This is a genomic window from Chelativorans intermedius (assembly GCF_025398255.1).
Taxonomy (GTDB): Bacteria; Pseudomonadota; Alphaproteobacteria; order Rhizobiales; family Rhizobiaceae; genus Chelativorans; species Chelativorans intermedius.
In genome coordinates, this window is sequence record NZ_JAODNW010000018.1 from 1 (window position 1) to 24,111 (window position 24,111).

The window sequence follows — 24,111 nt, forward strand, 5'->3', positions numbered from 1 at the left end:
CTGTTCTCCTTGTTGCTTCGAACGTTAAGAGAACAAACTCTCCTTTTGAATGGCCCAGTTTCTTGGGGGCAGGTCAGGCAGCACGAAGCCGCCCAGGCCACCGATCATGCCGACGAGGCCGCCCACGGCGCCCACATGGTCCGGGTAGTAGACCGGGATATGCTTGTAGACCGCCGCCTTGCCGAGGCTCATGAAGAAGCCGAGGATGAAGACGAGCACGGTGAAGGAGACGACGCCGATCTCGAAGCGGAAGGCGATCGGGCCTTCGATGCCGTGCACGATATAGTCGGTCGGCGGATAGGACAGGATGAAGGTGATCACGACGGAGACCAGGAAGGTCCAGTACATCACCCGTCTTGCGCCATATCTGTCGGAGAGCACGCCGCCATAGGCGCGGAAGATCGAGGCCGGCACCGAATAGGCGGCTGCGATCATGCCGGCGGTGGTGATGTCGAGGCCGTAGACGCCGATGAGAAAGCGCGGCAGCCACAGTGCCAGCGCCACGAAGGCGCCGAAGACGAAGAAATAGTAGAGCGCGAAGCGCCAGACCTGGAGCTTCTTGAGCGGTTCCAGCTCCAGCCAGGCGCTCTTCGGTTTTTCTCCGCGCGCCCGGCGGCTGCGGGTTACCGGATCGTCGCTGGTGGTGAACCAGAAGAGGGCTGCCATGACGACAAGGCCGACAGCCCACACCTGCGCGACCGTCTGCCAGCCATAGGCGACGAGCACGAAGGGTGCGAGAAACTTGGTGACCGCCGCCCCGACATTGCCGGCGCCGAAGATGCCGAGCGCCGTTCCCTGCCTCTGCGTCTCGTACCAACGCGACACATAGGCGACGCCGACGGCGAAGGAGCCGCCGGCTATGCCCACACCGAGGGCAGCAAGGAGCATCTGCGGGTAGGTCTCGGCATAGGAAAGGAGAAAGGTGGCAGCCGCGGCAGACAGCATGACCGCCACATAGACCGGGCGTCCGCCATACTGATCCGACCAGACGCCAAGGAAGATGCGGGAGAGCGAGCCGGTGAGGATCGGCGTGCCGACCAGCAGGCCGAACTCGGCTTCGCTCAGGCCCAGCTCGTCCTTGATGCGCACGCCGATGATGGAGAAGATCGTCCAGACGGCAAAGCAGACGGTGAATGCGACGGTGCTCATTGTGAGCGCGCGGGTCTGTCCGCCGCGGTCCATTGGCTGGATATGGCTCATGGTCCGTTTCCCCGATTGGCCCGGGGGGTCACATCCCCCGCATCACCAGAGCCACCGTCACCAAAGATGGCGGTTCTGTTCTTTGCGCCAGATCAAGGAAGACTCGTCTTTCCCGACAGGCCCCGTGCAGGTTTCTGCCACGTGCGGCGAAACCATCGAGATGACCGGGCTTCAGGCCTGCCGGTCTTGGTCAGGATTATGCGGCCCGCTCGGCCGCGTCAGCACGAATGTCGTCGCGGCGCAAAGGACGATTGCCTGGACGACCAGAACCACCGCCGTGACGCCAAGCAGCCAGGACAGGGCGAAGGTTGCCGCCATCACGGCGATGGCCGCGCGCTTCGTCTTGCGGTCGATGCTGCCATTTTGCTGCCAGTTGGCAATGAGGGGACCGAAATAGTGATGGTCGATCAACCAGGCATGCAGGCGCGGCGAGGACCGCGCAAAGGCATAGGCGGCGACAAGCAGAAAGGGCGTGGTGGGCAGAAGCGGCAGCACGGCGCCGGCGATGCCGCAGGCGGTTGCCGCAAGACCCACAAGCATCCAGACAAGACGAAGCGTCATATCACATTCCAGTTTCGCGCCGGGGAGGCGATGGCGCGCACTGTGACGTGTCGGCAGATCTCCTGATCATCGCGGCGGCCATCTGTTCGGCCACTGCTATCCAGTCGATTCGAACACGCCCGCCCTTCTTGCGAGAGTGCGGTGCTTGAGGTTATCGGAAGAATCGCCAGGATGGCACTTCTCTGATTTCCTGCGACTCCATGAAACACTCGCTCGAAGCCTGCCGCTCTATCAACATGGATAAACTCAAGGAGCAAAACAAGCTCATACGCAAGGCCACGGCATGATCGGCATCAATGCCGCTCGAATTTGCTGAACATCGACCACAAAACCTGTCCCCGAACCGCCGCTCTGGCGTCTCAACCCGGTTCTTGTCTGAAGCGGCGGAAGAAGAGGGCGTTCGGGCAGAAGTCCGGGGGTGGCTGCAAATCCTGGGTGTTGGCGAGCCAGTCGCGGCATTCGCGATGCTCAAGGCATTGCAGGCAGACATTGCGGGCCTGCGCCATCTCCACTCCACCGGAGGTGCGTGCCGCCGCCACCGGATCGACCCCGGTGCGCTTCATCATCAGGTCAAACTGGGCGAACTGGCGCCACACCTTGTGCGTTTGTGACCAGCGTTGTTCAAAAGGGCCGCACGGTTGCCTCCCGTGTGTTGGAGCGGATGTCGGCGAGGGTGTCTTCACGATCCCCTCGCCGGGGCCTTTTGCCCGCACCGCCTCATACGGCGCGGCTGTAGGCGCGTTCGGAAAATCCCAGATGCGCATCGAAGGCGGATGCGACGCTGCGCACCAGAAGGCGCGCTTCCTCGGCAACGGTGACGACACGCCCGTCGATCGCCACCAGCCCCTCGGCCGCCAGGCTGTGCAGCCGGGAATTGGCGCCGAGCAGGAGATCCGCACGCCCACCATGCTTGCGGCATATCGCCTCCAGATCCACGCGGAAGTCGCACATCAGCCGCTCGATGATCTCGGCGCGGAGGCGATCGTCCGCCGTCAGCGCGTAACCTTTCGATGTTGCAAGCCTGCCGTCTGCAATGCGCTCGGCATAGCGCGAAAGGGAGACCTCGTTCTGGACATAGCCCTGGAAGAGCCGACCGATGGCAGAGGCGCCGAAGCCGATCAGCACATCGCCCGGATCTGTGGTGTAGCCCTGGAAATTCCGGCGCAGCCGGCCGCTTTCCAGGGCCTTTGCCATGGTGTCGGTGGGCAGTGCAAAATGATCGAAGCCGATCCGCACATATCCCGCCTCGACCAGCAGATCGGCGATGGTCTCGGCCTGGGCGAGCCGCTCGGCGCCATCGGCCAGGGTGGCTTCCTCGATCATGCGCTGATGCTTCTTGAACTGGGGCACATGGGCATAGCCGAACACGGCGAACCGCTCCGGGCGCAGCGCCAAGCATTGCAGCACGGTTTCGATGCAGGATGTCACGGTCTGATGCGGCAATCCGTAGATGAGGTCGAAGTTCAGGCCGGCGATCCCGGCGGCGCGCAGTGCCTCGCTCACGCGGGCGATCTGCTCGAAATCCTGAACCCGGTTGACCGCCCGCTGGACGACGGGGTCCAGACTCTGGATGCCGAGGCTGGCCCGCGTGACACCGGCCGAGCCGAGGGCGGAGACCATCGCGCCATCCACGGTGCGCGGGTCGATCTCCACCGCAATCTCGGCGTCGGCGGCAAACGGGAATCTTTCCGTGATGAGCGCGACGAGATCGAAGAAGGCCTCCGGGGCCATGATCGTCGGCGTGCCGCCGCCGAAATGCAGATGGCGCACCGGGGGTGCCTGTCCGATGTGGTCGGCAACGAGGTCGATCTCGCGCCGGAGCAGAGACAGATAATCGGCGATTGGCGCATCCCGCTTGGTGATGCGCGTGTGGCAGCCGCAATACCAGCACATCGACCGGCAGAAGGGGATATGCACATAGAGCGAGCTGGTGATGCCGCCGGGCATGGCGTTCAGCCATTCCGCATAGGTCTCTCCCGAGATCGCGGGCGAGAAATGCGGAGCCGTTGGATAGCTGGTGTAGCGGGGCAGGCGCTCTTCGCGCAGGCGCGCGGCAAGCTCGGGTCGCATCATCTCATCTGCCTTTTCGTCGATTGGGCGGTGGCGCTCGTCCTGCATCGGCGGGGCGTTCCGTCATTGAGCCTCGGGCGGCTCGATCTGCCGTGGTCTTGCGGGCTTTCAGCGGCATTGAGCGGGCGACCCTCGATCACGATGTCACATCCTCGAAATTCACGCATCGAGCGACGGGCCGGCACCGGCCAGCCCTGCGAATGGACAATCCATAGCGCACACAAGGGACACCCACTTTGCTCTGACGCAAAGACGGCACGATGCCGCGGCTGCCGCCTTGCTTTTTTCCGGGCTCAGGGAACGAGCACGGCCGCGCCGCTCAGCCGGCCCTCGCGCAGGTCCGAAAGAGCCTGGTTGGCCTGCTCGAGGGGATATGGCGTGGTGTGGGTGTGCACGCCCGCCTGTGCGGCGAGGGGAAAGAACTCGCGGGCGTCGGCACGGGTCAGGTTGGCCACGGAGAGCAGATGGCGTTCCTCCCACAGGATCGCATAGGGCATGGCGGGAATGTCGCTCATATGGATGCCGCCGCAGACCACGCGCCCGCCCTTGCGCACGGCTTTGAGTGCTGCGGGCACCAGCGATCCCACGGGCGCGAAGATGATCGCCGCATCGAGCGGGTGTGGCGGCGCCATGTCGGAGCCACCGGCCCACACGGCGCCGAGGCTCAGGGCGAAGCGCTGCGCATCCTCGTCCCCGGGGCGGGTAAAGGCGTAGACTTCGCGCCCCTGCCAGCGGCACACCTGGGCAATGATGTGGGCGGCTGCCCCGAAACCATAAAGGCCGATGCGGCGCCCGTCGCCTGCTTTCTTGAGCGAGCGCCAGCCGATGAGCCCGGCGCACAGAAGCGGCGCTGTCGCCACCGCATCGGCAGCCGGGTCAAGATCGAAGGCAAAGTCTGCGTCGGCCACCACATGGGTGGCGAAACCGCCATCGCGCGTGAAGCCGGTAAAGACCGGCCTGTCGCAGAGATTCTCCTCGTTGCTCCGGCAGTAGAAGCAGGAACCGCAGCTGTGCCCCAGCCACGCGACGCCCAGGCGGCGGCCGATGCGCGCCGGGTCCACACCTTTGCCCACTGCCTCGGCGATGCCGACGATCTCGTGACCGGGAACGAGCGGCAGCCTGGGGTTTTCGAGATCGCCATCCACGACATGCAGGTCTGTTCGGCACACGGCGCAGGCCTCGATCCTGAGCCTGATTTCACCGGGCCCCGGCGCGGGATCCGGCCGCTCGGTGAGACGCAGCGGTTCGCCCACCCTTTCGAGCACCATCGCCTTCATGGCTTTTGCCTCCCGATTGCCTGGAGCGCCTCTCGGCGGCTGCCTTGGCCGAGGGCTGGCAACCTCTCCCATCACATCCATGATTAAACCGGCAAGGCCGGGCAAAGTACACCATCTTCTTGCCCGGCGGCCCGCTGCCCGGCGTGAGCAGGCGCGGCGCTTCGATGTAGACGGCCTGCCCTGCAGTTGTGTTATGGATGACATGCAGCCGGGAAGGAACGCAGGCTGCGAGGTTGCGGCGCTGCAGCACGGGAGGAAGCGGGTGAGTTCACTCTTCGATTTGACGGGCGCGCGCGCCCTGGTGACCGGGTCGAGCCAGGGGATCGGCCTGGCGCTGGCGCGCGGCCTGGCGCAGCATGGTGCCGCCGTGGTCCTGAACGGCCGGGGGCAGGCGAGGCTCGATGCGGCCGTGGAAGCCCTTCGTGGCGAGGGCTTCGATGCCCTCGCAGCGCCGTTCGACGTCACGGATCAGAAGGCGGTCGAGGAGGCTGTCGATCGGATCGAGCGCGAGGTCGGGCCCATCGACATCCTCGTCAACAATGCCGGGATGCAGTTCCGCGCACCGCTTGCACAGTTTCCGGCCGAGCGCTGGGAACAGATTCTTGCGACCAACGTCTCCAGCGTCTTTTATGTCGGCCAGGCGGTGGCCCGCCACATGATCACGCGTGGACGTGGCAAGATAATCAACATCGCCTCGGTCCAGAGCGAGCTGGCACGGCCGGGCATTGCCCCCTACACCGCCAGCAAGGGTGCTGTGCGCAACCTGACGCGCGGCATGTGCACCGACTGGGCGCAATACGGGATTCAGGTAAACGCCATCGCCCCGGGTTATTTCGAGACACCGCTCAACCAGGCTCTGGTCGATGATCCCGATTTCTCGGCGTGGCTGGAGAACCGCACGCCGTCCCGCCGTTGGGGGAAGGTGGAGGAGCTGGTCGGCGCGGCTGTCTTTCTGTCCGGGCCCGCCTCCTCGTTCGTGAACGGGCATGTTCTCTATGTCGATGGCGGCATCACGGCCTGCCTGTGAGCCGCCGCTGCTCGTCGTCGTGATGGGCGTCAGCGGTTGCGGGAAGACGAGCGTCGGCGCGCGCCTTGCCGCGCGGCTCCGACTTCCCTTCATCGAGGGGGATTCGCTCCACCCTGCGGCCAATATCGAGAAGATGGCCGCCGGCATTCCGCTGCAGGATGAGGACCGCTGGCCCTGGCTTGCGCGCATTGGCGCTGCCATCTCGGCCGCCGCGGCCGAGGGTCAGGGCCTTGTCATTGCCTGTTCCGCGCTGAAAAGGGCCTATCGGGACCGGCTGAACGCGGCTGCGGGCGGCAGGCTCTTCTTCGTGTTCCTGTATGGTGGAAGGGCGCTGCTGCGGGAGCGCATGAGGGCGCGCACGGGCCATTTCATGCCGGCGGCGCTTCTCGACAGCCAGCTCGCGACGCTTGAAGACCCGCGTGGCGAGGCTCATGTGGTGGCCGTCGACATCGCCATGACGGTCGAGGAGATCGTTGCCGCCGCCCTGAAGGAGCTTGAGCGCAGCGGTGCCGTCCTGCCGCAAGAGCCCGGCACCCATTGAAGAACCGCGTTGCCGCCCTACGGCCTTCATCCAACCTGTCTGTCGTGGATGGCAGACGGTTCGGCGGCCTGAAGAAGAGGGCCTCCAAAGCGCCGGCAGAGGTGCCGTGCGAAAGGGCGCATCAGGCCGTCGCCTTGCCTGGCATCCCGGAGCCGCCGGGCAGGCGGAGACCGCCTGTCTCCTCGATGAAGCGGCAAATGTCTTCCACGCCTCTGCGGCGCAAGAGATCGGTCATCACATAGGGCCGGCCCTCGCGCACCTTTTCGGTATCGGCGCGCATCACCTCCAGATCGGCACCGACATGGGGCGCAAGGTCTGTCTTGTTGATGACGAGCAGATCCGAGCGGGTGATGGCTGGGCCCCCTTTGCGCGGAATCTTCTCCCCCTGGGCGACGGAGATGACATAGATGGTGAGGTCGGCCAGATCGGGCGAGAAGGTGGCCGCCAGGTTGTCGCCGCCCGACTCGATCAGCACGATGTCGAGATCGGGAAAGCGGCGGTTGAGATCGGCAATGGCTGCGAGATTGAGGGAAGCGTCCTCGCGGATGGCCGTGTGCGGGCAGCCGCCGGTCTCCACGCCGACGATCCGATCCTCCGAGATTGCCTGCAGGCGTGCCAGAATCAGCGCATCTTCCTTGGTGTAGATGTCGTTGGTCACCACAGCCATGGAATAGCGCGTGCGCATGGCCTTGAGCAGGACTTCGCAAAGCGTGGTCTTGCCGGAGCCGACCGGACCGCCGATGCCGATGCGAAGGGGGCCGTTGAGCGATGTCATGAGCGGAAAATCCTCGTCCCAAGCGTTTCATGTTTCATGGCGGCGATGTCGGCCGCATAGGCCACCGAACCCAGATCCGCGGTCGTGGCATCACACAGTCCGGCCGACAGTTCCGCAACGAGCGGCTCCAGCATTGCCTGGATGGCGAGACCCTCGCTCTGGCCGATGGGCACCAGCCGCACCGCGACCGATGCCTGCGACTGCACGTGGGCCGTCAGGAAGGCGGCAATGGTCTCTCCCGTCTCGATGCCGGCAGCGCCTGTCACGGCGCCGAAGGCGACCGGGTAGGGGCAGGGCGCGGGCAGCCGGTCATGCACCGGGTCGGGCCAGACGCGCGCGGCCTCGGCAAAGGCGCCGCCCGTCACGAGCATCTCCTCCTGCCGTTGGCGTGCCGGCAGGAGCGCCAGGCAGAGCTCGGCAAGTTCGCCGAGCCGTCCGGCATCCGCATGCGCGCGCCCCGCCTCGGCGGCGAATATCGCGTCGTTGCGCGCCCCGCCCGCTTTAAGGTTAGCCTCGATCCAGTCGCGCGTTCGCGCCGCATTGTTGACCATGCCATTGGCGATGGCTGTCTCAAGGCCGCCGGAATAGGCGAAGGTGCCGGCGGGGAAGGCGGGCGACGACCAGGCAAGCAGTCTCTGAAGGGCACGCCGCTCAATCATGGTGGTGGTGATGGGACCCATGGGCATGGCTGTGATAGGCGCCACCTTCCGGCGAGAACGGTGCGCTGATCTCCATGACGGTGGCGCCCAGGCCGATGAGCATGTCGCGGATGACGTGGTCGCGACGGATGAGGATCCGCTCCTCGCAGATCTCGGCGGGAAGGTGGCGGTTCCCCAGCTGCCAGGCGAGCGCCAGCAGGTGGCGCCGGTCGCGCCCGCGCACTTCGTAGAGCGGTTCGGGCGCCGCACGCACCGCGATGATGCGCCCATCGTCGAGCACAAGCCCGTCGCCATCGCAAAGCAGCCGGGCCTCGCTGAGATCGAGCAGGAATTCGATGCCGTTGTCGGACCGCATGGCCATGCGCCGACGATGGCGGGCCGTCTCGTCGAGCGTGATCGTATCGGCGGCTTGTGCGAAGGAGCGGGAAATGGCGGTGGCGCGGTTCATCCTGATGCCTCGGCTCATCAAAACAGGAAATAGCGCTGCGCCATGGGAACCACCGTCGCAGGCTCGCAGGTGAGCAGCTCCCCGTCGGCCCGCACCTCATAGGTTTCGGGGTCAACCTCGATATGCGGTGTCATATCATTGAACAGCATGGATTTTTTGCCAATCTGCCCGCGCGTGTTTTCTACCGCCAGCATGCCCTTTTCCACCCCCAGCTTTTCCTTCAACCCGTCTTCCAGGGCGGCGTGCGAGACAAAGGTGACGGAGGAGGCGGACGCCGCCCTGCCGTAGGCACCGAACATCGGCCGGTAGTGCATGGGTTGCGGCGTTGGAATGGAGGCGTTCGGATCGCCCATGGGAGCGGCCGCGATGGTCCCGCCGAGGAGGATCAGTTCCGGCTTTACGCCGAAGAAGGCCGGATTCCACAGGACGAGATCGGCGCGCTTGCCCGTCTCGATGGAGCCGATATGCCGGGAGATGCCGTGCGCAATGGCCGGGTTGATCGTGTATTTGGCGATGTAGCGCTTGACGCGGAAATTGTCGTTGTCGCCCGTCTCTTGCGCCAGGCGCCCGCGCTGGCGCTTCATCTTGTCGGCCGTCTGCCAGGTGCGGATGATGACCTCGCCGACGCGGCCCATGGCCTGGCTGTCGGAGGCGATGATGGAGAAGGCGCCCAAGTCGTGCAGGATGTCTTCCGCCGCGATCGTCTCCTTGCGGATGCGGCTTTCGGCAAAGGCCACGTCCTCGGGTATGGCGCTGTCCAGATGGTGGCAGACCATCAGCATGTCGAGATGCTCGGCGATGGTGTTCACCGTGTAGGGGCGCGTCGGATTGGTGGAGGATGGGATGACGTTCGCCAGTCCACACACCTTGATGATGTCGGGCGCGTGGCCGCCGCCGGCTCCTTCCGTGTGGTAGGCATGGATGGTGCGGCCCTTGAAGGCGGCGATCGTGTTCTCCACGAAGCCGCTTTCGTTGAGCGTGTCGGTATGGATCATCACCTGAACGTCATGGTCGTCGGCGACCGACAGGCAGTTGTCGATGGCGGCCGGGGTGGTGCCCCAGTCCTCGTGCAGTTTCAGTGCGCAGGCTCCGCCCTTTATCATCTCGACGAGAGGGTCGGGCAGCGAGGCGTTGCCCTTGCCCGCAAGCCCGATGTTCATCGCGAAGGCGTCGAAGGACTGGATCATGCGCCCGATGTGCCAGGCGCCCGGTGTGCAGGTGGTGGCCAGCGTTCCATGCGCTGGCCCCGTGCCGCCGCCCAGCATGGTGGTGATCCCGCTCATCAGGGCTTCCTCGATCTGCTGTGGGCAGATGAAATGGATATGGGCGTCGAAGCCGCCGGCGGTGAGGATCTTGCCTTCCCCGGCGATCGCTTCCGTGCCCGGCCCGATGATGATGTCGACGCCGGTCTGTGTATCCGGGTTGCCGGCCTTGCCGATGGCCGCGATGAGGCCGTCCTTCAGCCCCACATCCGCCTTGTAGATGCCGGTGACATCGACGATGAGCGCGTTTGTGATGACGGTGTCCACCGCGCCCTCGGCGCGGCTTGCCTGGCTCTGGCCCATGCCGTCGCGGATCACCTTGCCGCCGCCGAATTTCACCTCTTCGCCATAGACGGTCAGGTCCTTCTCCACCTCGATGAAGAGCTCGGTGTCGGCCAGCCGCACCCTGTCGCCGGTGGTCGGGCCGTACATGTCGGCATAGGCAGCCCGGGAAATTCTTGCTGGCATCAAAGCGCTCCCATGAGCTTTTTCTGAAATCCGTAGACCTTCCGCGCGCCGGAAAGCGGCACCAGCCGCACCTCGCGCGTCTGGCCGGGCTCGAAACGCACGGCGGTGCCGGCGGCGATGTCGAGCCGCATGCCGCGGGCCTTCTCCCGGTCGAAGGCGAGTCCTTCGTTCACCTCGAAGAAGTGATAGTGCGAACCGACCTGCACCGGCCTGTCTCCGGTGTTGCTGACTTCCAGCACACATGGATCGGCGCCCGCATTCAGTTCGATCTCTCCGGGCCTGGTGATGATTTCACCGGGGATCATGACGGCCCCTTCCGATCTTCTCTCCCCTCCTGCACAGGATGCGGAAGACGATCAGTGCGATGCCGGCGCCGAGCACAAGCAGAGGCGACAGGTGAAACAGCACCGTCCCGCCCACATGGCTGTGGTTGGCGGCAATCCCGTGGGCCAGCGCCGGGGAGGCGATGGCCGTGGCCATCAGGCTCAGGCTGGTCTTCATGACGGTCCTTATCCTTCTTCAGCGGATGGGTTCGTGAACGGTGACGAGCTTCGTGCCGTCGGGAAAGGTGGCCTCCACCTGGATGTCGTGGATCATCTCGGCCACGCCTTCCATCACCTGCTCGCGGGTGATCACATGGGCGCCGGCTTCCATCAGCTCCGCCACCGGGCGACCATCGCGCGCACCTTCCACGACGAAATCGGTGATGAGAGCGACGGCCTCCGGGTGGTTCAGCTTGACGCCGCGCTCCAATCGGCGGCGCGCCACCATGGCGGCCATGGCAACCAGAAGCTTGTCTTTCTCGCGGGGTGTAAGGTTCATGGCGGTCTCGTTCTTGCGTCACATGGTCCACAGGCGGGGCAGGGCGCCGGCGCCTGAAAGCAGGGCAATGGCGGGGGCGAGGGCGCGCCGCAGGGCAAGCCCGGATGGCGCGAGCATGCGCAGCACCAGCCGCTCGCCCATCGCGCTGGCTGCCGCAGCAAGGCCGGGGTCGAGCCTGGCGCGCAGTGCCCGAAGCTTCTCCTGCGCGTCGGGTGCGATTGCGATCAGGGTGGCAAAGGCGTTGTGGCCAGCAAGCAGCGACAGGCCGTCGCGCTCGAAATCGGCGCCCGTCAGCCGTGTTGCTTCCGCGTGGACAAGCCGGCCATCGCGATGGATGCGCCATCGGTCGGTGAGCCGCGCTGCGCGTGCGGCTTCGCCCATGGCTTCGCGCCCCAGCAGAACGGCCTCCACAGCGGTAAAGGTGGCGTCTCCGGCAAGCTCCACCGCGAGCGTGCGCTCAAGATGGCTCTCTTCGAAGAGGATCGTTTCCTGCGGCAGCCAGTCGACATGCGCGCCAGCGCCGAGTTTCAGAACGGTTTTGATGTGCGCAGGCTCATCCGTGGTGCGGTAGACGCGCTCGCAGGCCTGTGTGGTCAGCACCAGGCGGGTGCCGGGCGCGGCGTCGGCCTGCCAGTGCACCCGATCGCCGCCGGCAAGGCCGCCGGAGGTGTTGATGAGCACAGCCTCCAATGCGCGGTCCCGGGCGCGCGGCAGGCGGATCTTGGCACAGCCTTCCTGGAAGAAGGTATCGAGGCAGGTCTTCTCCCCCCGCAGCTTCGTGCCGAGCCTGCCCGTGCCGCGAGAGCGCTGCATCGGGGCGGGCGCTTGCGGCATGGATGCCGGGTTGGTTGCGCTGGCTGGCATGCCTTCACACCATCAGGTGGCGCCGGATCTCCGGCTGGTCCAGGTCGGCGGCCGGGCCGGAATGGAGAATTTCTCCCCGGTCCATGATGTAGATACTGTCGGCCAGTTCCCGGCAGAAGTCGAGATACTGTTCGACAAGAAGGATCGTCATGCCCATTTCATCGCGCAGGAAGGCGAGCGCGCGGCCGATATCCTTAATGATGGAAGGTTGGATGCCTTCCGTGGGTTCGTCGAGGATGAGCACCTTGGGACGTGTGACGAGCGCCCGCCCGATGGCCAGCTGTTGCTGCTGGCCACCGGACAGGTCGCCGCCCCGCCGCGCAAGCATGTCCTTGAGCACCGGAAAGAGCGTGAAGACCGTCTCCGGGATCGTGCGTTCGTCGCCCTTGAGTGCCGCAAAGCCGGTCATGAGGTTTTCCCGCACCGTCAGCAGCGGGAAGATCTCGCGCCCCTGGGGCACGTATCCGAGGCCAAGCCGCGCCCGGCGGTAGGGCGGCGCCTTGCCGAGGGCCGAGCCGGCAAGGCGCACCTCGCCCCCGGCCACCGGGTGCACCCCGACGATGGCCCTCAGAAGCGAGGATTTGCCCACCCCGTTGCGGCCGAGCACGGCGGTGATGGCCGCCGGCCTTGCCTCGATGCTCACCGCCTTCAGCGCCCGGGCTGCCCCATAGTAGAGGTCGATGCTGTCGACATGGAGTGCGACGGCCATTTTCACCTTCCCAGATAGCTTTCGATGACGCGCGGATCCGCGCTCACATGGTCGAGGCTGCCCTGAGCGAGGACCGAGCCTTCTGCGAGCACCGTCACGCGCGCCGCCAGATCGCGGACGAAGCTCATGTCGTGCTCGACCACCACCACGGAGCGTGTCCTGGCGATCTCCTTCAGAAGCTTCGCTGTCTCCACGGTTTCGGCATCCGTCATGCCGGCCACCGGCTCGTCGACGAGAAGCAGCTTGGGATCCTGCGCAAGCAGCATGCCGATCTCCAGCCACTGCTTCTGACCGTGGCTCAGATTGGCCGCCAGCGCGTCGCGGCGCGGGCGCAGGCGGATGATGTCGAGAATCTCGTCGAGCCGGGCCACGTCCTCTTGCGACGGATGGTAGAACCAGGTGGAGAAGACGCCGCGCGGCTTCTTCAGGGCCAGCGCCAGATTGTCCCACACGGTGTGGCTTTCAAACACGGTGGGCTTCTGGAACTTGCGGCCGATGCCGAGCTCGGCGATGGCCGTTTCGTCGAGGCGGGTAAGGTCGATTGCACCTTCGAAGAACACCTCGCCCTCGTCGGGCCGGGTCTTGCCGGTGATGATGTCCATCATGGTCGTCTTGCCGGCGCCGTTGGGGCCGATGATTGCCTGGAGCTCCCTGTGGCCGACGATGAGCGAGAGATTGTTGATCGCCTTGAAGCCATCGAAGGAGACCGAAACGCCGTCGAGGTAGAGAAGGGTCTGTCTGTCGCTCATCATCTACTCCGCGGGTGAGGGGTCCATGCGGGCTGAGCCCTTCGGCGGTCTCGGGGAGCCCTCCTCCAGGCTGGCGGGGCGATGCCGCGCCTTCATCGCATGCCACGCATCGGCGAGCGTGCCGACGATCCCCCGCGGCAGGAACAGCGTGACGGCGACGAACAGCCCGCCCAGCGCAAACAGCCAGAACTCCGGGAAGAGGCCGGTGAACCAGGATTTGCCCGCATTCACCAGCACCGCGCCGATGATCGGCCCGACCAGCGTGCCGCGTCCGCCAACGGCGGTCCAGATGACAATTTCGATGGAGTTGGCCGGTGCGAACTCCCCGGGGTTGATGATGCCCACCTGGGGCACATAGAGGGCGCCGGCAAGGCCCGCCATCATCGCCGAGGCGGTGAAGGCGAAGAGCTTGTAGCGTTCGACGCGATAGCCCAGGAAGCGGGTGCGGCTTTCGGCGTCGCGCACGGCGACCAGAACCTTTCCGAGCTTCGAGTTGACGATGGCCGAGCACACCAGGAAGCATAGCCCCAGTGCCACGGCCGAGGCGGCAAAGAGGGCTGCGCGCGTCGTGCCTGCCTGGATGGGCGCGCCAAGAATGTCCTTGAAGTCGGTCAGTCCGTTGTTGCCGCCAAAGCCCATATCGTTGCGGAAGAAGGCCAGCATCAGGGCATAGGTCATGGCCTGGGTGATGATGGACAGATAGACGCCGGTGACACGGGAGCGGAAGGCGAACCATCCGAAGACGAAGGCAAGCAGCCCCGGCGCCACGACCACCATGACGGCCGAAAACCAGAACATGTCGAAGCCGTACCAGAACCAGGGCAGCTCCTTCCAGTTCAGGAAGACCATGAAATCGGGCAGGATGGGGTGGGCATAGACGCCGCGATCGCCGATCTGACGCATGAGATACATGCCCATCGCATAGCCGCCCAGCGCGAAGAAGGCGCCATGGCCAAGCGAGAGGATTCCGCAGAAGCCCCACACCAGATCGAGCGCCAGCGCCAGCATGGCATAGGTGAGGTACTTGCCGAGAAGCGGTACGAAATGGTCGGGCACGCGCAACGGATGGCCGGAAGGCAGCGCCAGGTTGGAGGCGGGCACGGCAATGGCAATCAGCAACAGGGCCGCAAGCACCCAGAGAGCCTTGCCGTCAAGCGCGCGAAGCAGCGTTTTCGTGATCATGCGTCCACCGCCCGGCCCTTGAGGGCGAACAGGCCCCGCGGGCGCCGCTGGATGAAGAGGATGATGAAGACGAGGATCAGGATCTTGCCGAGCACGGCGCCGGCATAGGGCTCCAGAAACTTGTTGACGACGCCGAGCGTGAAGGCGCCCACCAGCGTGCCCCACAGATTGCCGACGCCGCCGAAAACCACCACCATGAAGGAATCGATGATGTAGCTTTGGCCGAGATTGGGCGAGACATTGTCGATCTGCGAGAGCGCGACGCCGGCCATGCCGGCGATGCCGGAGCCGAGCCCGAAGGTCATGGCGTCCACCCAGGGCGTGCGGATGCCCATGGCCGAGGCCATGCGCCGGTTCTGCGTGACCGCCCGCATCTGCAGGCCGAGCTGCGTGCGGTTCAGCACCGCAAGAAGCACGGCAAAGACGAAGAGCGCGAAGGCGACGATCCAGAGCCTGTTCCAGGTGATGGACAGCCCTCCCAGCTCGAAGGCGCCCGACATCCAGGCGGGATTGCCCACCTCGCGGTTGTTGGGGCCGAAGATGGTGCGCACCGTCTGCTGCAGCACCAGGCTCAGCCCCCAGGTGGCGAGCAGCGTCTCCAGCGGTCGCCCATAGAGCCAGCGGATGATGCCGCGCTCGATGGCGATCCCGACCAGGGCGGCAATCAGGAAGGCAAGCGGCAGGGCAATGGCCAGCGAATAGTCGAACAGGCCCGGAAAGGAGGTGCGGATGACCTGCTGCACGGCGAAGGTCGTATACGCACCCAGCATGACGATTTCGCCATGCGCCATGTTGATGACGCCCATCACGCCGAATGTGATGGCAAGCCCGATGGCGGCCAGCAGAAGCACGGAGCCGAGCGACAGCCCATACCAGACGTTCTGGAGCGCATCCCACAGGGCAAGCCTGCGTTCGACGGACGCAATGCCGCTCCTGAGGGCGGATTGCACCGGCGGCGCGGCGCCGGCGAGTGCACCCGTCAGCATGGCAAGCGCCTCGCGGTCGCCGCGCTCCGCCAGCATCTCCACTGCAGCGAGCTGTTCCTCGACGCTCGTCTCGGTCTTCAGGACGATGGCGGCGCGCGCCTGCTCCATGACCCTCCTGACATCGGCATCGCTTTCCCTCGCAAGGGCCTTGTCCAGCAGGTCCAGCGCATCCGGCTCGGCCGTCTTCAGCAGGTTGCGCGCTGCCGACAGGCGCACCGGGGCCCTGGGGCTCATGAGGGTGAGCTGGGCGATGGCGCCGTCGATGGCGCGGCGCAGCCGGTTGTTGACCCGGATCTTTTCCAGGGCGCCCTTCTCGACGGTGCCGAGCGCCTCGCCGCTCAGCGCATCGGAGATGGCGTAGCCCTCGCCGGAACGTCTGGCGGCGACCACCCGACCGTCGGCCTCGTGCAGGTAGAGGTCACCCTCGCCGAGGACGCTGAGGAGACGTGCCACGCGGTCGTCGCCGGTTTCAGCCAGCGCAAAGATCACCTTTTCGCGCTCGGAATAGCCGCCTTCGGGCAATGCCCTCACGAGGGCCTCGACGGTGTCTGCCTGTGCGAGCGCACCGGGCGCGCCAGTGAGCAGGAGCGCCAGGAGAAGCGTCAGTATGAGGCGGATCGGGTGCATGACAGGGTGTGTTTCCCGGGTGGTGACGGACGGCGGGTCGGGGAAGGGGCGCGGCGTGGGCGGCGCCCCTTCGCGCGGTCAGCTCGCGCCGCCGCAGGTTTCGGTTTCGGTGTTGTAGTTCCCGCAGTTGATCGGGTCGGTCCAATCCGCCTCGATCATCTTGGATTCGGGCAGGAAGTCGGACCAGGCATCGCCCGGCACGGTATCCTCGGTCTCCCACACCACCTCGAACTGGCCGTCGTCCTGGATTTCGCCGATAAGCACCGGCTTGGTGATGTGGTGGTTGGGCAGCATCCTGGCCACACCGCCGGTGAGATTGGGCGTCTCCAGTCCGATGATGGCATCGAGCACCGCGTCCGTATCGGTGGTGCCGGCCTTCTCGACCGCCTGAACCCAAAGATTGAAGCCGATATAGTGGGCTTCCATCGGATCGTTGGTCACGCGGTCTTCATCCCCGATGAAGGCGTGCCACTTGTCGATGAATTCGGCGTTCTGCGGCGTGTCGACCGACTGGAAGTAGTTCCAGGCCGCCAGATGTCCCACCAGCGGCGCGGTGTCGATGCCGGCAAGCTCTTCCTCTCCCACCGAGAAGGCGACGACGGGGATGTCGGTTGCGGAGATGCCCTGGTTGGCAAGCTCCTTGTAGAAGGGCACGTTTGCATCGCCGTTGATGGTGGAGACCACGGCCGTCTTCTTGCCGGCCGAGCCGAAGGCCTTGATGTCGGAGACGATGGTCTGCCAGTCCGAGTGGCCGAAGGGCGTGTAGTTGATCATGATGTCGTCATCGGCAACGCCCTTGTCCTTGAGATATTGCTCGAGGATCTTGTTGGTCGTGCGCGGATAGACATAGTCGGTGCCGGCCAGCACCCAGCGCTCGACCCCTTCCTCGTTCATGAGGTAGTCGACGGCGGGAATGGCCTGCTGGTTGGGGGCGGCGCCGGTGTAGAAGACGTTGCGCTGGCTCTCCTCGCCCTCATACTGGACGGGGTAGAAGAGGATGGAGTTCAGCTCCTCGAAGACCGGCAGCACCGACTTGCGGCTGACAGATGTCCAGCATCCGAAGACGGCAGCGACTTCGTGCACGGAAATCAGTTCGCGCGCCTTCTCGGCGAAGAGCGGCCAGTCGGAAGCCGGGTCGACGACAACCGCCTCCAGCTTCTTGCCGAGAAGCCCGCCCTTCTTGTTCTGCTCCTCGATCAGGAAGAGCATGGTGTCCTTGAGCGTCGTCTCGGAGATCGCCATGGTGCCCGACAGCGAATGCAGGACGCCGATCTTGATGGTCTCCTCCTGCGCGAGGGCCGTGCCTGCGGAAAGGCAGAGCGTGCCGGCGAGCGCTGTCGCAAGAACCGTGCGACGGGTGAGTGTTCTGGTCATCTGTGTGTTCCCCTGAAATTCGTTGAGGCAGAGAGAGTCTCGTGCCGGAGGGAACTTTGCAGGCGAGCGCGCCAGGTGCCTATACGTTGAACGACGTAGGCACGGCGTCGCGCGGTGCGGTGGTCTGCGGCCTGCGTGGATTGGGGCACCGCCGGCCGAACCCTCCGCCATCGATGCCGGAACGGGCGGCAAGGACAAATCCGCTTGCAGGTCTTGCCTTGCCGGCGCGATAATGCGGTCTTGGGAGGAGAACGGCAAACGAGCCGCAACAAGCCGTCATCGAAAGAATGGCGGCGAGGGGAACATGAGGGGCGATGGCGCGGCAGCGGATTCTTCCCATCAGGCGCGAATACAATCGCTGGGTCGCCAACGAGACCCTTGAGGACTATGCGCTGCGTTTCACGGCCAAGAGCGCCCGGCGTTTTTCCAGCCGGCGCATCTCACAGACGGCCATTGGTGCCATTTCCTTCCTGGCACTGGAGGCGATCGGCGGCGCGATAACGCTCTCCTACGGCACGGCCAATGCCCTTGCCGCGATTCTCGTCGCTTCGGTGGTCATCCTCGCCGTCGGCGTTCCGATCTCGCGCTATGCCACGCGCCACGGGCTTGACATCGATCTGCTGACGCGTGGAGCGGGATTCGGCTATATCGGTTCGACCATCACCTCGCTGATCTATGCGAGCTTCACCTTCATCCTGTTTGCCATCGAGGCCTCGATCATGTCGAGCGCGCTGGAGCTTGCCTTCGGCATCCCGCTGTGGATCGGCTATATCGTGAGCGCGGTGGCGGTGATCCCGCTTGTCACCCACGGGGTAAGGCTCATCAGCGGCTTTCAGCTTCTCACGCAGCCGGTCTGGATCGTGCTCAACATCCTGCCCTTTCTCTTCATTGCCTGGCTCGACTGGGAGCGGTTCGATCTCTGGCGGGCCTTCCCGGGCGTCGACGCGGCGCCCGACGCGGTTTCGGCGCTGGAGGTCGCGAAGTTCGGAGCGGCCTCGGCGGTGATCCTGGCGCTGATGACGCAGATCGGCGAGCAGGTGGATTTTCTGCGTTTTCTGCCGCCCAAGGGGGCGGCCGGCCGGCGCCATCGGCTGGGCGTGTTTCTCGCCGGTCCCGGCTGGGTCTTGCTGGGCGCGCCGAAGCTGATTGCCGGGTCGTTTCTTGCGGTCCTGGTTCTGTCTCTGGGCGTGCCGCCCGACCATGCCTCGGAGCCGGCGCAGATGTATGCTGCCGCCTTCGGCTACATGCTCCCGAACGAGACGCTGGCCTTGATGCTGATGGCCGTCTTCGTCGTCGTCAGCCAGCTCAAGATCAATGTCATGAACGCCTATGCGGGCTCGCTCGCCTGGTCGAATTTCTTCTCGCGGCTGACCCACAGCCACCCTGGTCGCGTCGTGTGGCTCGTCTTCAATGTCGCCATAGCGCTTCTTCTCATGGAGCTCGGCATCTACCGCCTGCTGGAGGAGACCCTTGCCGTCTTCTCCATCGTCGCCATGGCGTGGCTGACCACGGTGTCGGCCGATCTGTTTATCAACAAGCCGCTGGGGCTTGCGCCTCCCGGCATCGAGTTCAAGCGGGCTCATCTTCACGACGTGAACCCGGTGGGGCTTGGTTCCATGGCGATCTCCGGCGGCCTTGCGCTGGCTGCCCATTTCGGCGCATTCGGGCAGATGGCGGCCGCCCTTGCCCCCTATGTTGCGCTTGGGGCCGCCTTCATCGCCGCCCCCGCCATCGCCTGGGCCACGGGCGGGCGCTACTATCTGGCGCGCAAGCCACGCAGGGCCTGGGCCGGGGTCGGCACCGTCACCTGCTCGATCTGCGAACATCCCTTCGAGCCCGAGGACATGGCCTGGTGTCCGGCCTATGCCGCGCCCATCTGCTCGCTGTGCTGCTCGCTTGACGCGCGTTGCCACGATCTGTGCAAGCCCAGGGCCAATCTGCGCGCGCAGGCGATGGCGCTTGCCGAGGGCCTGTTGCCGGCGGTGGCGGTGGAGAAGCTCAAGACCCGGCTTGGCCGCTTCGCCATGGCGATGGCGTTCTCGGTGGCACTGCTCGGGGCCATTCTGGCGTTGGTCTATGCCTTTGCCGTCAGTGCGGCGCCGCAGACGGCAGAGGTGGTGGGCGGCACCATCCTGGTGGTGTTCTTCGTGCTGTGCGTGGTGGCAGGCATTGTGAGCTGGTTTCTGGTGCTTGCCCATGACAGCCGCAGGATTGCCGAGACGGAGAGCGCCCGGCAGAACGCGGCGCTGATGCGGGAGATCGCCGCGCACCGCAAGACCGACGCAGCGCTGCAAAGAGCAAAGGAGAAGGCCGAGGCTGCCAATCAGGCCAAGAGCCGCTATGTCGTGGGCCTCAGTCACGAGCTGCGCACGCCGCTCAATGCCGTGCTCGGCTATGCCCAGATCCTTGAACGGGAGGAGGGATTGCCGGCGCACTGGCGCAGTTCCCTCGGGGTCATCCGTCGCAGCGCGGAGCATCTGTCGGGTCTGATCGACGGTCTGCTCGACATCTCGAAGATCGAGGCCGGCCGTCTGCAGGTCTATGCAAACGAAATCAGCCTGTCCGACTTTCTCGATCAGATCGTCGGCATGTTCCGCCTGCAGGCGCAGGCCAAGGGGCTCGTCTTCTCCCATCAGCGCGATGCCGGCCTGCCTGCCTATGTGCGCACGGACGAGAAGCGGCTGCGCCAGATCCTGGTGAACCTCCTTTCCAACGCCATCAAGTTCACCGACCATGGCCGGATCGACTTCTCGGTGCGTTACCGTTCAGAGGTGGCGAGCTTTTGCGTCAGCGACAGCGGCCCCGGCATTGCGCCGGAGGATCGGGAGCGCATTTTTGAGCCCTTTGCGCGCGGCAGGGCCGAGCGCGACCGCCTTTCCCCAGGGCTTGGGCTGGGACTGACCATCACCAAGCTGCTGACCGAGACGCTGGGGGGCGAGATCCGCGTCGACAGCGAGCCCGGACGGGGATCCACCTTCCAGGTGCGGCTGATGCTGGCAAAGGTGGACCGGCCGGCGGCCCTGAAGGCGCAAAGCCGCCGGGTGTTGGGCTACCGGGGCGCGCGGCGCATCATCATGGTTGTGGACGACAATGCCGAGCACCGCGAGATGATGCGGCAGATGCTGCAGCCGCTCGGTTTCACGGTTCTGACCGCCGTCGATGGGCCGGACTGTCTGGCGATGGTCGAAAGCGCGGCCCCCGATCTCTTCTTCATCGACATCCACATGCCGGGCATGAGCGGCTGGACGCTGGTGGAGCGGCTGCGCGAAAAGGGGTTGGCCACGCCCATCATCATGCTGTCGGCCAATGTCGGAGATGGCATCGCCAGGATGGACCGCGACGCCGGCCACAATGGTGCCGTGGCAAAGCCCTTTGGCCTGCGTCAGCTCTTGGAGACGATTGCCGCCCAGCTGCACATTGAGTGGATCGAGGAGGAAGACGGTCAGGCGCGGCCGCGGATGCCCGCCGCGCGCAGGCAGGCGTTGAAGTCGCCCGGGGCGGAGCATCTGCGGGAGCTTTTGAGCCTCGGCAGGATCGGTCATGTGCGCGCCATCGACCGCAAGCTCGCCGAACTTTCGCGCCAGCCGGAAAACGCCCCCTTGGTGGAGCGGCTGAGGGCGCATATGGATGTCTATGACTTTGCCGGATACACCAGGCTTCTGGAGAGCATGAACGCCGATGAGTGAGCTTGCCCCGCGGGGGGACATCGTGCTGGTGGTCGACGATTCGCCCGAGGCGCTCGGTTTCCTCACCCGTGCGCTGGAGGAGGCCGGTGTCACCGTTCTGGTGTCCACAAGCGGCGAGGCGGCCCTTTCCGTGGTCGAGAAGCTGGTGCCGGATGTGGTGCTGATGGATGCGGTGATGCCCGGCCTCGACGGCTTCGAGACCTGCCGCAGGCTCAAGGCGTCGGCGCGTCTTGCGCATGTACCGGTCATCTTCATGACGGCGCTCACCGAGACGGAGCATGTGGTGCATGCGCTGGAGTCGGGCGGCGTCGACTATCTGACAAAGCCGATCGACCTTGAGGAGCTTGCCGCGCGCATGCGCGTGCACCTGGCCAATGCGCGGCGCGCCCAGAGCGCCCGTGTGGCGCTCGATGCGGCGGGGCGGCATCTGATGGCCTTTTCCGCCTCCGGCGCGGTGCACTGGGCAACACCCCAGGCGTCCCGCCTGCTCGATGCTGCCGGGGCGGGCGAGAACCTTCGCGCGCTGCTCGGAAAGCGTGTGCGGGAGTGGCTTGCCGCCCGCGACGTGGCGTCGATCGCCGGCGGCGAGGTGATGCTGCAGCCTGACGGACAGGAGGAGCTCCAGCTTGTCTGCCTCGGCATCATCGGTCCGGACGAGCATCTTTTCCGTCTCGTGGCACGGGGGGAGCGGAACCAGGAGGAAACGCTGCGTCAGCATTTCGGCCTCACCCTGAGGGAGAGCGAGGTTCTGCTCTGGATCGCTCGCGGCAAGTCCAACCGTGACATCGCGGAGGTGCTGGGCCTGAGCCCGCGCACGGTCAACAAGCACCTGGAACAGATTTACATCAAGCTCGGCGTGGAAAATCGCGCCTCGGCCGCCGTCAAGGCCATGCACGTGCTCGCTTAGGCTTCGGCAGACTGCGGGCGCCTGTAAAATGGTGCGTCCGGGCCTTGATCTTGCCGTGCGGCTGCGCAAGGCTTCAAGCGGTTCCCGCCAACGCAATTGGCGGAACAGCACGGTTGCCAACGGAAAGCCACAACATGACCCTACCGCGCCGCCTGAAGCAGCTCGACAGACAGCTTGCACGCCTGCCGGCAGACAGCGATGCGATGCTGCTTAGTGAGTTTGACGGGTTCATCGCCGGGATCCTTGTCTGCCCGGAGCTCATCATGCCGAGCGAATGGCTGCCATTCGTGTGGGGCGGCGGGGAAGGGCAGACGGCTCCCGTCTTCGAGAACGCCGGGCAGCTGGAAAGTGTCACCCGGCTGGTGATGGAGCATTACAACGCCACCGCCAACGATCTGCACCGGTGCCGATATGCGCCCGTTTTCGAGGTCGATACGCGGCACGACGAGGTTCTGTGGGAATTCTGGATCGACGGCTTTGCCTTGGCCATGCAGCTTCGCCCTGCCAGCTGGGCCGAGCTCATGGAGGGTGATGAAGACACGCAGATCGCAATTGCCGGGCTTGTGGCGCTTGCTGAGATCAGCCGCGATGAAAGCGGCCTCTTCGGGCCGGACATTGACGAGCTTGTCGACAACGCTCCCGAGCTGATTGCCCATTGGGTCGAGACTCTGAATGCCTGGCGGCTCGGACAGCATCGCGACGACCGGCCGGACGACCCGCTGTCATCCTTCACCAAGGTTGGCCGCAACGATCCCTGTCCCTGCGGGTCCGGCAAGAAATACAAGCAGTGCTGCGGGCTGAACTGACCAGCCGGGTTCCGAATTCGAGCCGGCCACGGTGCGCGGCGGGTGCGGTGGCCAGGGCGCAGCGGGCGGGTGTCTATCTGAAGGGTGCCTGGCGGATGGTGGCACGGGAGATGAAGGAGGCGGCGATCACCGTTGTTTCGGGTGCGATCGGCTCGCCGGCCTGCATGCGCAGGAAGGCGGTGGCGGCTCCGCGGCCGATGGCGCCCTTGTCCACCCGTACGGTGCTGAGCGGCGGGTTGGCATAGGCGGCTTCCTCCATGTCGTCGCAGCCCACCACCGAGACGTCGCGTCCCGGCACGAGGCCCAGCGTGTGGCAGGCATGGAGCACGCCGAAGGCGATGAGGTCGCTGAAGCAGGCGAAGGCATCGGGCGGCTTCGTGCCGGCCAGCAGCCGGGAGGCCGCCTCGTGGCCGAAAGCGCGCGAGGTCGGGCCGTGGCAGATGATGGGAGCGGGCACGCCGGCCGCCCTGAGCGTTTCGACAAAACCCTGCTGCCGGCCGCGCGCGGTGCTGGTGGACTGGCCGCCGCCCAGCCAGCAGATGCGGCGGTGTCCGGCTTCCAGCAGATGCCGCGCGGCGAGACGGCCGGCTTCCAGATCGTCGTTGACGAATTGCGGGATCCTGGCGCCCTCTATGGCACGCGAGAAGGCGATGCAGGGAAAGTGTCGGGCCAGATGGGCCGGCAGGGCGGCAGCCAGATCGCCGGCCGTCGTGCCATGGCAAGGGCACAGGAGAAGCCCACTGACGCCATATTCCAGCGCGCTGCGGATGAAGACGTTCTGCAGCGCCCTGTCCTCGCGCGCCACGCCCAGAAAGACCGTGCGCCCCTGCTGGCGCAGCTCATCCTCGATATGGGTCAGAAACTCGTTGAAGACCGGATTCGACAGGTCGTTCAGGCACACGGCGATGACGTCGCTGTGCGAGCGCCTGAGATCGGCGGCCGCACGATTGTAGATATAGCCGAGCGCTTGCGCCTCGGCCATGACGCGCCGCGTCGTCTCCTCGGGTATGCGCGGATGGTTGCGCAGGGCCAGCGAAACCGTGGAGGTCGAGAGCCCCAGACGGTCTGCAATGTCGCGAAGCCTTATGCGGCGGCTGGTGTTCACGGGCGC

Annotated in this window: 23 protein-coding genes and 1 pseudogene; 5 read left to right on the forward strand and 19 right to left on the reverse strand. The window is 65.5% G+C overall.

Annotation, left to right across the window (positions count from 1 at the left end; genetic code table 11):
• Positions 1–69 precede the first annotated feature (69 nt).
• From NYR58_RS13280 to NYR58_RS13300, 5 genes and pseudogenes are all read right to left on the reverse strand, one after another.
• A pseudogene (locus NYR58_RS13280) lies at positions 70–1,200 on the reverse strand (MFS transporter); the annotation flags it as partial.
• A 171-nt stretch (positions 1,201–1,371) separates the two neighbouring features.
• A complete protein-coding gene (locus NYR58_RS13285) occupies positions 1,372–1,761 on the reverse strand; it encodes a YbaN family protein (RefSeq protein WP_261521350.1) in 390 nt (129 codons plus the stop codon).
• Between the two features lie 359 nt (positions 1,762–2,120).
• Entirely contained in the window at positions 2,121–2,444 is a 324-nt protein-coding gene (locus tag NYR58_RS13290) for a DUF6455 family protein (RefSeq protein ID WP_261521351.1), read from the reverse strand.
• A gap of 34 nt (positions 2,445–2,478) precedes the next feature.
• Complete coding sequence (gene hemN / locus NYR58_RS13295) at positions 2,479–3,831, reverse strand: oxygen-independent coproporphyrinogen III oxidase (protein WP_261521496.1); 1,353 nt, start codon at positions 3,829–3,831, stop codon at positions 2,479–2,481.
• A gap of 293 nt (positions 3,832–4,124) precedes the next feature.
• On the reverse strand, positions 4,125–5,108 hold the full coding sequence (locus tag NYR58_RS13300; protein ID WP_261521352.1) for a zinc-dependent alcohol dehydrogenase family protein: 984 nt from the start codon (positions 5,106–5,108) through the stop codon (positions 4,125–4,127).
• 262 nt (positions 5,109–5,370) lie between these two features.
• Between NYR58_RS13300 and NYR58_RS13305 the strand changes: the two genes are divergently transcribed.
• A complete protein-coding gene (locus tag NYR58_RS13305; protein ID WP_261521353.1) occupies positions 5,371–6,135 on the forward strand; it encodes an SDR family oxidoreductase in 765 nt (254 codons plus the stop codon).
• Positions 6,104–6,676: a gluconokinase gene (locus NYR58_RS13310; RefSeq protein ID WP_261521354.1), complete on the forward strand. Its 573-nt coding sequence runs from the start codon at positions 6,104–6,106 to the stop codon at positions 6,674–6,676. The genes NYR58_RS13305 and NYR58_RS13310 overlap by 32 nt, the downstream gene beginning before the upstream one ends.
• A 121-nt stretch (positions 6,677–6,797) precedes the next feature.
• Here NYR58_RS13310 and ureG read toward each other — a convergent pair whose 3' ends face one another.
• The 13 genes from ureG to urtA form a co-directional block, all read right to left on the reverse strand.
• Positions 6,798–7,451, reverse strand: coding sequence for an urease accessory protein UreG (ureG, locus tag NYR58_RS13315; protein ID WP_261521355.1), 654 nt, complete (start codon positions 7,449–7,451; stop codon positions 6,798–6,800).
• On the reverse strand, positions 7,448–8,137 hold the full coding sequence (locus NYR58_RS13320; protein ID WP_261521356.1) for an urease accessory protein UreF: 690 nt from the start codon (positions 8,135–8,137) through the stop codon (positions 7,448–7,450). Before NYR58_RS13320 ends, ureG begins: the two co-directional genes overlap by 4 nt.
• Entirely contained in the window at positions 8,103–8,558 is a 456-nt protein-coding gene (locus NYR58_RS13325; protein WP_261521357.1) for an urease accessory protein UreE, read from the reverse strand. Before NYR58_RS13325 ends, NYR58_RS13320 begins: the two co-directional genes overlap by 35 nt.
• Before the next feature lie 17 nt (positions 8,559–8,575).
• Positions 8,576–10,288, reverse strand: a complete 1,713-nt coding sequence (ureC, locus tag NYR58_RS13330) for an urease subunit alpha (protein ID WP_261521358.1) — start codon at positions 10,286–10,288, stop codon at positions 8,576–8,578.
• The gene (locus NYR58_RS13335) at positions 10,288–10,593 is read right to left on the reverse strand and encodes an urease subunit beta (RefSeq protein ID WP_261521360.1); all 306 of its coding nucleotides are present in this window, start codon (positions 10,591–10,593) and stop codon (positions 10,288–10,290) included. Before NYR58_RS13335 ends, ureC begins: the two co-directional genes overlap by 1 nt.
• Complete coding sequence (locus tag NYR58_RS13340) at positions 10,580–10,789, reverse strand: hypothetical protein (RefSeq protein ID WP_261521362.1); 210 nt, start codon at positions 10,787–10,789, stop codon at positions 10,580–10,582. Before NYR58_RS13340 ends, NYR58_RS13335 begins: the two co-directional genes overlap by 14 nt.
• A gap of 18 nt (positions 10,790–10,807) precedes the next feature.
• Positions 10,808–11,110, reverse strand: a complete 303-nt coding sequence (locus NYR58_RS13345; RefSeq protein ID WP_261521363.1) for an urease subunit gamma — start codon at positions 11,108–11,110, stop codon at positions 10,808–10,810.
• Positions 11,111–11,128: 18 nt separating this feature from the next.
• Positions 11,129–11,974 (reverse strand): urease accessory protein UreD, encoded by an 846-nt coding sequence (locus tag NYR58_RS13350; protein WP_261521364.1) that lies wholly within the window; start codon positions 11,972–11,974, stop codon positions 11,129–11,131.
• Between the two features lie 4 nt (positions 11,975–11,978).
• Positions 11,979–12,683, reverse strand: a complete 705-nt coding sequence (gene urtE, locus NYR58_RS13355; protein WP_261521365.1) for an urea ABC transporter ATP-binding subunit UrtE — start codon at positions 12,681–12,683, stop codon at positions 11,979–11,981.
• Between the two features lie 2 nt (positions 12,684–12,685).
• Positions 12,686–13,432, reverse strand: a complete 747-nt coding sequence (urtD, locus tag NYR58_RS13360; protein ID WP_261521366.1) for an urea ABC transporter ATP-binding protein UrtD — start codon at positions 13,430–13,432, stop codon at positions 12,686–12,688.
• A gap of 3 nt (positions 13,433–13,435) precedes the next feature.
• Positions 13,436–14,614 (reverse strand): urea ABC transporter permease subunit UrtC, encoded by a 1,179-nt coding sequence (gene urtC / locus NYR58_RS13365; protein WP_261521370.1) that lies wholly within the window; start codon positions 14,612–14,614, stop codon positions 13,436–13,438.
• The gene (gene urtB / locus NYR58_RS13370) at positions 14,611–16,227 is read right to left on the reverse strand and encodes an urea ABC transporter permease subunit UrtB (RefSeq protein ID WP_261521371.1); all 1,617 of its coding nucleotides are present in this window, start codon (positions 16,225–16,227) and stop codon (positions 14,611–14,613) included. Before urtB ends, urtC begins: the two co-directional genes overlap by 4 nt.
• 78 nt (positions 16,228–16,305) lie before the next feature.
• Complete coding sequence (urtA, locus tag NYR58_RS13375; RefSeq protein WP_261521372.1) at positions 16,306–17,601, reverse strand: urea ABC transporter substrate-binding protein; 1,296 nt, start codon at positions 17,599–17,601, stop codon at positions 16,306–16,308.
• A gap of 314 nt (positions 17,602–17,915) precedes the next feature.
• Here urtA and NYR58_RS13380 point away from each other — a divergent pair, with 314 nt between their 5' ends.
• From NYR58_RS13380 to NYR58_RS13390, 3 genes are all read left to right on the forward strand, one after another.
• A complete protein-coding gene (locus NYR58_RS13380) occupies positions 17,916–21,287 on the forward strand; it encodes a hybrid sensor histidine kinase/response regulator (protein ID WP_261521373.1) in 3,372 nt (1,123 codons plus the stop codon).
• On the forward strand, positions 21,280–22,194 hold the full coding sequence (locus NYR58_RS13385) for a response regulator transcription factor (protein ID WP_261521374.1): 915 nt from the start codon (positions 21,280–21,282) through the stop codon (positions 22,192–22,194). The genes NYR58_RS13380 and NYR58_RS13385 overlap by 8 nt, the downstream gene beginning before the upstream one ends.
• A 134-nt stretch (positions 22,195–22,328) precedes the next feature.
• Positions 22,329–23,000: a UPF0149 family protein gene (locus NYR58_RS13390; RefSeq protein ID WP_261521375.1), complete on the forward strand. Its 672-nt coding sequence runs from the start codon at positions 22,329–22,331 to the stop codon at positions 22,998–23,000.
• 73 nt (positions 23,001–23,073) lie between these two features.
• Here NYR58_RS13390 and NYR58_RS13395 read toward each other — a convergent pair whose 3' ends face one another.
• Positions 23,074–24,105 carry a LacI family DNA-binding transcriptional regulator gene (locus NYR58_RS13395; RefSeq protein ID WP_261521376.1) on the reverse strand — a complete coding sequence of 344 codons (1,032 nt, stop codon included), beginning with the start codon at positions 24,103–24,105 and terminating at the stop codon, positions 23,074–23,076.
• Positions 24,106–24,111 lie beyond the last annotated feature (6 nt).

Excerpts from the sequence above, each read along its gene's own strand:
- urtB (WP_261521371.1), bottom strand. The coding sequence starts at position 16,227 with ATGCACCCGATCCGCCTCATACTGACGCTTCTCCTGGCGCTCCTGCTC.
- NYR58_RS13285 (WP_261521350.1), bottom strand. The coding sequence starts at position 1,761 with ATGACGCTTCGTCTTGTCTGGATGCTTGTGGGTCTTGCGGCAACCGCC.
- urtD (WP_261521366.1), bottom strand. The coding sequence starts at position 13,432 with ATGAGCGACAGACAGACCCTTCTCTACCTCGACGGCGTTTCGGTCTCC.
- NYR58_RS13345 (WP_261521363.1), bottom strand. The coding sequence starts at position 11,110 with ATGAACCTTACACCCCGCGAGAAAGACAAGCTTCTGGTTGCCATGGCC.
- NYR58_RS13350 (WP_261521364.1), bottom strand. The coding sequence starts at position 11,974 with ATGCCAGCCAGCGCAACCAACCCGGCATCCATGCCGCAAGCGCCCGCC.
- NYR58_RS13310 (WP_261521354.1), top strand. The coding sequence starts at position 6,104 with ATGTCGATGGCGGCATCACGGCCTGCCTGTGAGCCGCCGCTGCTCGTC.
- NYR58_RS13385 (WP_261521374.1), top strand. The coding sequence starts at position 21,280 with ATGAGTGAGCTTGCCCCGCGGGGGGACATCGTGCTGGTGGTCGACGAT.
- NYR58_RS13335 (WP_261521360.1), bottom strand. The coding sequence starts at position 10,593 with ATGATCCCCGGTGAAATCATCACCAGGCCCGGAGAGATCGAACTGAAT.
- urtC (WP_261521370.1), bottom strand. The coding sequence starts at position 14,614 with ATGATCACGAAAACGCTGCTTCGCGCGCTTGACGGCAAGGCTCTCTGG.
- NYR58_RS13325 (WP_261521357.1), bottom strand. The coding sequence starts at position 8,558 with ATGAACCGCGCCACCGCCATTTCCCGCTCCTTCGCACAAGCCGCCGAT.
- NYR58_RS13380 (WP_261521373.1), top strand. The coding sequence starts at position 17,916 with ATGGCGCGGCAGCGGATTCTTCCCATCAGGCGCGAATACAATCGCTGG.
- urtA (WP_261521372.1), bottom strand. The coding sequence starts at position 17,601 with ATGACCAGAACACTCACCCGTCGCACGGTTCTTGCGACAGCGCTCGCC.
- NYR58_RS13320 (WP_261521356.1), bottom strand. The coding sequence starts at position 8,137 with ATGCCCATGGGTCCCATCACCACCACCATGATTGAGCGGCGTGCCCTT.
- NYR58_RS13340 (WP_261521362.1), bottom strand. The coding sequence starts at position 10,789 with ATGAAGACCAGCCTGAGCCTGATGGCCACGGCCATCGCCTCCCCGGCG.
- ureC (WP_261521358.1), bottom strand. The coding sequence starts at position 10,288 with ATGCCAGCAAGAATTTCCCGGGCTGCCTATGCCGACATGTACGGCCCG.
- urtE (WP_261521365.1), bottom strand. The coding sequence starts at position 12,683 with ATGGCCGTCGCACTCCATGTCGACAGCATCGACCTCTACTATGGGGCA.
- hemN (WP_261521496.1), bottom strand. The coding sequence starts at position 3,831 with ATGCGACCCGAGCTTGCCGCGCGCCTGCGCGAAGAGCGCCTGCCCCGC.
- NYR58_RS13300 (WP_261521352.1), bottom strand. The coding sequence starts at position 5,108 with ATGAAGGCGATGGTGCTCGAAAGGGTGGGCGAACCGCTGCGTCTCACC.
- ureG (WP_261521355.1), bottom strand. The coding sequence starts at position 7,451 with ATGACATCGCTCAACGGCCCCCTTCGCATCGGCATCGGCGGTCCGGTC.
- NYR58_RS13390 (WP_261521375.1), top strand. The coding sequence starts at position 22,329 with ATGACCCTACCGCGCCGCCTGAAGCAGCTCGACAGACAGCTTGCACGC.